Origin of the sequence: Parachlamydia sp., assembly GCF_050255895.1 — a bacterium.
Taxonomy (GTDB): Bacteria; Chlamydiota; Chlamydiia; order Chlamydiales; family Parachlamydiaceae; genus Parachlamydia; species Parachlamydia acanthamoebae.
The window spans coordinates 21,583-27,661 of sequence record NZ_JBFWIR010000044.1; the positions used below are offsets into that span (position 1 = coordinate 21,583).

At 37.6% G+C, this 6,079-nt stretch carries 5 protein-coding genes; 4 read left to right on the plus strand and 1 reads right to left on the minus strand.

The window, feature by feature from the left end; all coding sequences use genetic code 11:
• Positions 1–5: 5 nt before the first annotated feature.
• The 3 genes from AB7E63_RS08700 to AB7E63_RS08710 all read left to right on the plus strand — a co-directional run bounded on the left by AB7E63_RS08700 (position 6) and on the right by AB7E63_RS08710 (position 4,362).
• The gene (locus AB7E63_RS08700) at positions 6–938 is read left to right on the plus strand and encodes a deaminase (RefSeq protein ID WP_241208964.1); all 933 of its coding nucleotides are present in this window, start codon (positions 6–8) and stop codon (positions 936–938) included.
• A 519-nt stretch (positions 939–1,457) separates the two neighbouring features.
• Positions 1,458–3,803 (plus strand): DUF11 domain-containing protein, encoded by a 2,346-nt coding sequence (locus AB7E63_RS08705; RefSeq protein WP_080502576.1) that lies wholly within the window; start codon positions 1,458–1,460, stop codon positions 3,801–3,803.
• Positions 3,796–4,362 (plus strand): hypothetical protein, encoded by a 567-nt coding sequence (locus AB7E63_RS08710; protein WP_006340304.1) that lies wholly within the window; start codon positions 3,796–3,798, stop codon positions 4,360–4,362. The genes AB7E63_RS08705 and AB7E63_RS08710 overlap by 8 nt, the downstream gene beginning before the upstream one ends.
• 9 nt (positions 4,363–4,371) lie before the next feature.
• Here AB7E63_RS08710 and AB7E63_RS08715 read toward each other — a convergent pair whose 3' ends face one another.
• Positions 4,372–5,175 carry a tetratricopeptide repeat protein gene (locus AB7E63_RS08715; RefSeq protein ID WP_006340303.1) on the minus strand — a complete coding sequence of 268 codons (804 nt, stop codon included), beginning with the start codon at positions 5,173–5,175 and terminating at the stop codon, positions 4,372–4,374.
• Between the two features lie 398 nt (positions 5,176–5,573).
• On the opposite strand from AB7E63_RS08715, the gene AB7E63_RS08720 reads away from it, so the two are divergent.
• The gene (locus AB7E63_RS08720; protein WP_050784543.1) at positions 5,574–5,822 is read left to right on the plus strand and encodes a low affinity iron permease family protein; all 249 of its coding nucleotides are present in this window, start codon (positions 5,574–5,576) and stop codon (positions 5,820–5,822) included.
• Positions 5,823–6,079 lie beyond the last annotated feature (257 nt).

Here is a 6,079-nt window from a genome sequence, read left to right on the forward strand (position 1 = left end):
AAATCATGACTAAGCAAGACATCCAAAAGGTACTTCACATTCCAACCATTTTAAATGCGATTGAAGAGGGATTTGTGATTTACAGCCAAAGGGAAGCCGTGGTTCCTCCTGTAAGCACTCTCTATTTTGATCATCCTCCCGGAGATATCCATATCAAATATGGGTATACCAAAAAGGGGAGATACTACGTTGTTAAAGTCGCTTCCACCTTTTATGAAAATTCAAGCTTGGGTCTTCCAAGTGGAAATGGCTTAATGCTTTTGTTTGATAAAGCCACAGGAAAACCAGAGGTCCTTTTGCTGGATGAAGGGTTTTTAACAGATCTCCGTACACCAGTGGCAGGCTGTATAGCAGCTAAGTATTTTACGCCTAAAAACATCTCATGCATTGGAATCGTAGGCACAGGAATGCAAGCCTATTGGCAGCTCAAATTGCTCCCATACGTGACGAATTGCCGCAAAGTTAAGGTGTGGGGACGCTATGAATCTAAAATTAGAAAGTTTTGTGAAAATCCTGAGCTTGCGGAATTTCAACTTCAAGCTGAACTCAATTTAAAACAATTGTGTGCTGAGTGTAATCTCATTGTGACAACAACTTCAGCCTCAAGCCCTTTGTTACTTGCGAGCCAAATTAGAGAGGGAACTCACATTACTGCAGTTGGTGCAGACGACGTAGGAAAGCAAGAGCTCGATCCGAGGCTATTTTCAATGGCAGATCGGATCATTGTCGATAGCCGAGAACAATGTCTTCAATTTGGAGATACTTCATATGCATTCAAAGAGGGAAGGCTCAAATCAAGTCAAATATTTGAGCTAGGAGAAGCGATTCTCAATCCTCAGAAGAGAAGACATTCAGACGATCAATTGATGATCGTTGATTTAACAGGTATTGCGATACAAGATTTGCAAATCGCAATGTCTGTTAGTAAGGATGGTTAAAATTGCGTATTTAGGTAGTAATTTTGTACCTCTTTATCTGAAGAAAATTTTAAAGAACCGGAAACTTGATTTTTAACACATTTATCGAATATTTCTTTTGTTAAATAAATAAGTTGTACTGAACTATTTTCAGTGATTATTAGCTTAATTTTTTCCGGAAATTCCTTGTCATTTTTAAAGATTTTTCTGCAAAATAGATGCCAATTTTTCGCTCGCTGGAAAACAGAGTTTATGATTGCCTTCAAGGAAGAAAAGCCGATTTAGGATTTATAAAAGCAGACCGCTAAAATGAATACTTAAAAAAATGCTAATAGGCATGGGCAAAATTTGAACAAATATGGAAGTTTGATTCATATAGATGAAAATTTTTAAAATAAGCATCTTTCGATCTGTTCTAAGCAATGTTTGAAAAATATTTTCAAAAAAGAATGGATTGCTTACTTTGAAAATTTGGGCGAAAAAAACTGCTTTTGACTTTCAGCATTTCCTAAACGACACTTTCATAACGAGGCTTTCAACATGTATATATCGCCATTTTCGCGATGTAGGGGTTCCTTTTCCTTTAAAATCACTCTTTTCCTTTTGATTTTGCTTTCTGTTTGTCTTACTCCTATAGAAGCGACTTATATAAAGCGTTATACAACAACAGACAATGGCGGTATTCTTTTTACGGGCAATACGCTAGGATTAAGCAAGCTTGCGAATAAGAATGAGCCCGGAACATGTGATTCAGCTGGAGCCTTTATTACAGCTGATACCACTCAGAAAGTTGGAAATTATCTGCCAGGTACAACTTTAAGCTGGCAGCAAAATAGCTCCTCAGCTTTCTTAGATCTCCCTCAAGACAGCACAGTACTCTATGCCGAACTCATTTGGTCTGGAAGTTATGGATTTCAAAATGAAATCACCGGTAGCGAACCGAATACTCCTATCACTCTTTCAACACCTCAACACATTCGTTTTCAAGTTACTCCCGATCCCACGACAAGCCAAACCGCGATAACTCCTGGATATTCCACTTCTGGAAATTATATGCGAAGTGCAGATGTCACGAGCATTGTGCAGGAGGGTGGAGGTGGCAAATACACTGTTGGAGGCATTCCGGCAACCATTTCCGCCCATGATGATACCCACAATGCTGCAGGCTGGACACTTGCTGTCGTGTTTCGAAATGGTTTAATGTTGACCTATAACATGACTCTTTTTGTTGGCTGTGAGCAAGCTTCATATACGACAAATCTTCCTGCGTCAATTTCTGGTTTTTGCGCTCCTCCTTCTGGCGCTTTAAAAGGCAATTTGTTTATCAGTGCAATTGAGGGAGACGCAAACAAAATGGGCGATCACATGCTATTTGGGGATGGCTTGCCTCTTACAATCAACAACAATTCTTTAGAAGGGACGAATAATCCAGCCGGAAATTTTTTTGGTTCCCAGATTAATACATTGCTTCCGCTAAACAAAACAGCCATATCAACGAAGCTAGTCGATAACGGGTCCGGTCTTTTAGATACACGCGGTAGCTTCGGGAATCATAATTCTGATCCCGTGAGGGGAATTGTCTCAGCAGGTAATAGGCAAGGGTATGACATTACGAGCATTGATATTTCCGATATCATTAACTACAACCAAACATCTGCTTACGCTCTTGGAACAACAACAGGGGATGATTATACCATCAATGCTTTGGGAATCCAAATTCAAGTCGGAGCTCCCATCATTACAGCGACAATGCAGGTGAATTCACAAAATTCCATCGAAGCTGTTTTAGAGGAAACCTTGACTTTTACTTGTAAGCTTCAAAATGATGGAACAAGCAATGCTGTTGCGGTGACTTTTAAAGATATTTTGGAATCAGGTCTTGAATATGTTCCTGGCAGTTTTAAATTTAATGAAGTTCTTCAGAATGATCCGGATTTAGTTGAGGGTTTTGCTTTAGGAAATCTATTAATCGGTCAGGCAGCGATGTTTGAATTTAAGGTTCTCGTCACCGACTATCCTTCTTTCGGGAATATTTTTTATAATCAGGGTATTCTCGACTACCAATCACAAACCTGCCTGAATGCCACATTGGATCTCGAAGCCATCACAAATATGGTTTCAATTATATTACCATCGCAAGATATTCCAAATCTAACAGTCTTTAAACTTGTGAATTCAGAAGAGTCTATTGATGCTTCGGTGGGTGAAGTTGTGACATTTACGTTGAACATTGATTCATGTGGATTAGGAACAGCTCTAAATGTTGTATTAAAAGACCCTCTTCCACAAGGGCATACGCTTATTTCGAATAGCGTTGTTGTGGATGACGTTCTTGTAGATTCAGACCCAGATCTTCATAACGGCATTTTAATTGGAAATATTTCTTCAGGGAATACTTCAAAGGTTATTTTTAAAGCTTCCATTAATGATTATCCTCCCGAAAATAATGCTTATTCGTATACGGCAAACGCAGATTTTCAATATCTTCCATTTCCAAGTGAACCTGTTGGTCTTTCTACGACTTCAAATACGGTTCGTACCAATTTTTCTTTGCCACCTCCACCGCCGCCACCTCCTCCATTTACTCCTGTTGTTCCTGAAACTCCCCCACCAAATTCAGCTACCGGAGTGATAAAAAAATGCGAATCAATTAATCGAAAGGATTATTGCTGCAAAGTCCAATGGGAAGCGGCAAATTCTCAAAATGTCTTATTTTATCGCATTTATCATAAAAGTAAAATCGTGGCTAAAGTGGACGTGCATTCACCTTTAATTTACCGAACTTGCTTAAGATCAAAAAAATCCATACAAGCATTTGAAATAACTGCTGTCTATCCGAATAACGCAGAAAGCCTTCGTGTAAAGGTGCGGATGGGCAATGAATAAAAAAACTTTTAGGAAACAACTCGTTTTTTTGATTTACTTGTTGATGCCTTTTTTGGCACATGCCGAGATGGCAATTGAATACCGGACAGCGGCATTCTTTCCTTCAAACCACCTGTTTCGACATATATATGGGGACCTGGGTCCCAATTATCAGCTTGAAGCTTCCAAGTGCGTTTGTTCAAATGTGGCATTGTGGGCCAATACCGATTTGTTTATTAAGCACGGAAGGATAAGAGAATGTGGACCATCAAAAGTTAAGCTTGTTAACTTAAGCTTTGGACCAAAACTCATTTATCCACTTTCTTCCCGTGTCAACTTATATGTTGGGTTAGGAGCTAGTATTGCGAGAATATGCATTAAAAATAAAGTTCACTGCGAATCGAATAGCGCATATAAAATGGCTGCTGGAGGCGTTTTTAAAAGTGGAATGAATTTCTATTTGTGTCAGAATCTATTTTTAGATGTTTTTATAGACTATCTATATCAGCCCATCCACTTCCATAGGACTATAGATATAGGAGGGATCAAAGTTGGAGCTGGAATAGGCACCAAATTTTAAAGCGACCATCTATTTTGTTAGAGTCTTTTGCCTTTCCGCAATAGCTTGTAAAAGTTCTGAAAAGGGCTCCCGTCCAGTTTTATTTTGAATGGATTGCAAACTGATTTCAATCTCATTTAAAGCATTGAGAAATTGAATACTTAAATGATTAAGCGTAGGTGGACGTTCGAAGTTTAGCGGTTTAATCGCAATCTGGTTGAGAATATCCTTTGCTGCGGCATAATTTTTTTGTGCTAAGTATACTTTCGCAAGGCGAATTTTTACTCGAGTTGCAGCTATCATTTTTTCTGCCTTTACAAAGCTTGAGATAGCTAACGAGTAATAATGAATAGCTTTTGAAAAGTCTGGATTAGGTTGTTCCACATATAGTCTACCAAGATTAGACAATATTTTTGCCTTGAGTCCTTGATTAGCTATATCGTTTTCAGTAAAGATATGGAGTGCATTTTCTGCGATTTCGATCGCCTTGCTGTATAAGAATAGTTGGTGGTCATTGTCTAGGCTTTTTTCTGCTAAAGAGCGATAAATCACCGCTTGTAAGAAAAAAGCCCTAATCTTAAAAGCAGGGTTTTCGAAATGGGAAGATAAATCGAGAGAAAGTTCGGAATAATCAATTGCTTCTGCATATTTTTTTTGAGAAAAAAAAGCCGTCGTTAATTGAACAGAAAGAATAGCAGATTCATAAAGGTGTCTGTTCTTTAGGGCGTTTTCTAATTTTGGCAGTCCTTCGTTGACAATTTCATCCCATTGGTCCCTTTTTGCAAGCTCTGTAAAGCGATTGGAAGTTGGAAGCATGGGAAAGCTACTTTGCATGAGAACTCCTTTGGTTACATCAATTCATGTAACCAAAGGAGAAGATTATCAGCAACAAAAGAATTTCTAATGAGTCGAGGAACCATTTTAATATACGCTTTAGCTTAATTATGTTTTCGAAACCTCAGCCCTTGCTGTATCTCATAGAAGAAGTATATTCGGCAAAGCTAAAAGATTTGAGGGATTTCTTTTGGTTTAGAGATTAAAATAACTAGCTTTTTTTATTTTATCACTAAAATTTTTAATTTAATTAACTTGTCAATAAGTTGGGATTTTAAATGTGTTCAAAACAATGAGAGTTAAAATGCGAAACAATATTTATTCACATCTGTCAATATTTTTAGCCTGGTCGTGTAAAATGGCTGGAAAACCTCTTACGTTCGTCGTGGCATTAAATTTTGTTCTTGTTTGGGTTTATTGTAGGATTGATTTGGGGATTCAGCAATACTTGGCTTTTAGTCATTGATACAATTGCTACTATTAATGCCTCATTAATGGTATTCATTATTCAAAATACTCAAAATCGAGAAATTAAGGCTTTACATCTTAAAATTGATGGACTTATAAAAGCAGAAAATGAGCTGATAGCAGTTGAGAAATTAGGTGAAGAAGAGCTAGACCAAATTCGAAAAAAAATATTTATTTAGGAAGCATGATTGGACACATTTTAGTGTGATTTTTTAAGGAATTTCATCCGATTTATTTATGATGAAAATCTTATCAACACTTTTTTATATCCGAGATTGGGGATAAAAACAGTTTTTGTCTTTATCATATACGCGATGTGCAAGTTTTCCTAACGGAAAACTGCACATGAAAAATTGAAAAAAAGACATGTCAAGAGGCACACTGTTTGTGACCAAACGAACAGGAGTGCAAGACATGCCAATAGCCGATTTTATCA

Coding starts and splice junctions, on each gene's coding strand:
- AB7E63_RS08700 (WP_241208964.1), top strand. CDS start 6: ATGACTAAGCAAGACATCCAAAAGGTACTTCACATTCCAACCATTTTA.
- AB7E63_RS08710 (WP_006340304.1), top strand. CDS start 3,796: ATGAATAAAAAAACTTTTAGGAAACAACTCGTTTTTTTGATTTACTTG.
- AB7E63_RS08705 (WP_080502576.1), top strand. CDS start 1,458: ATGTATATATCGCCATTTTCGCGATGTAGGGGTTCCTTTTCCTTTAAA.
- AB7E63_RS08715 (WP_006340303.1), bottom strand. CDS start 5,175: ATGCAAAGTAGCTTTCCCATGCTTCCAACTTCCAATCGCTTTACAGAG.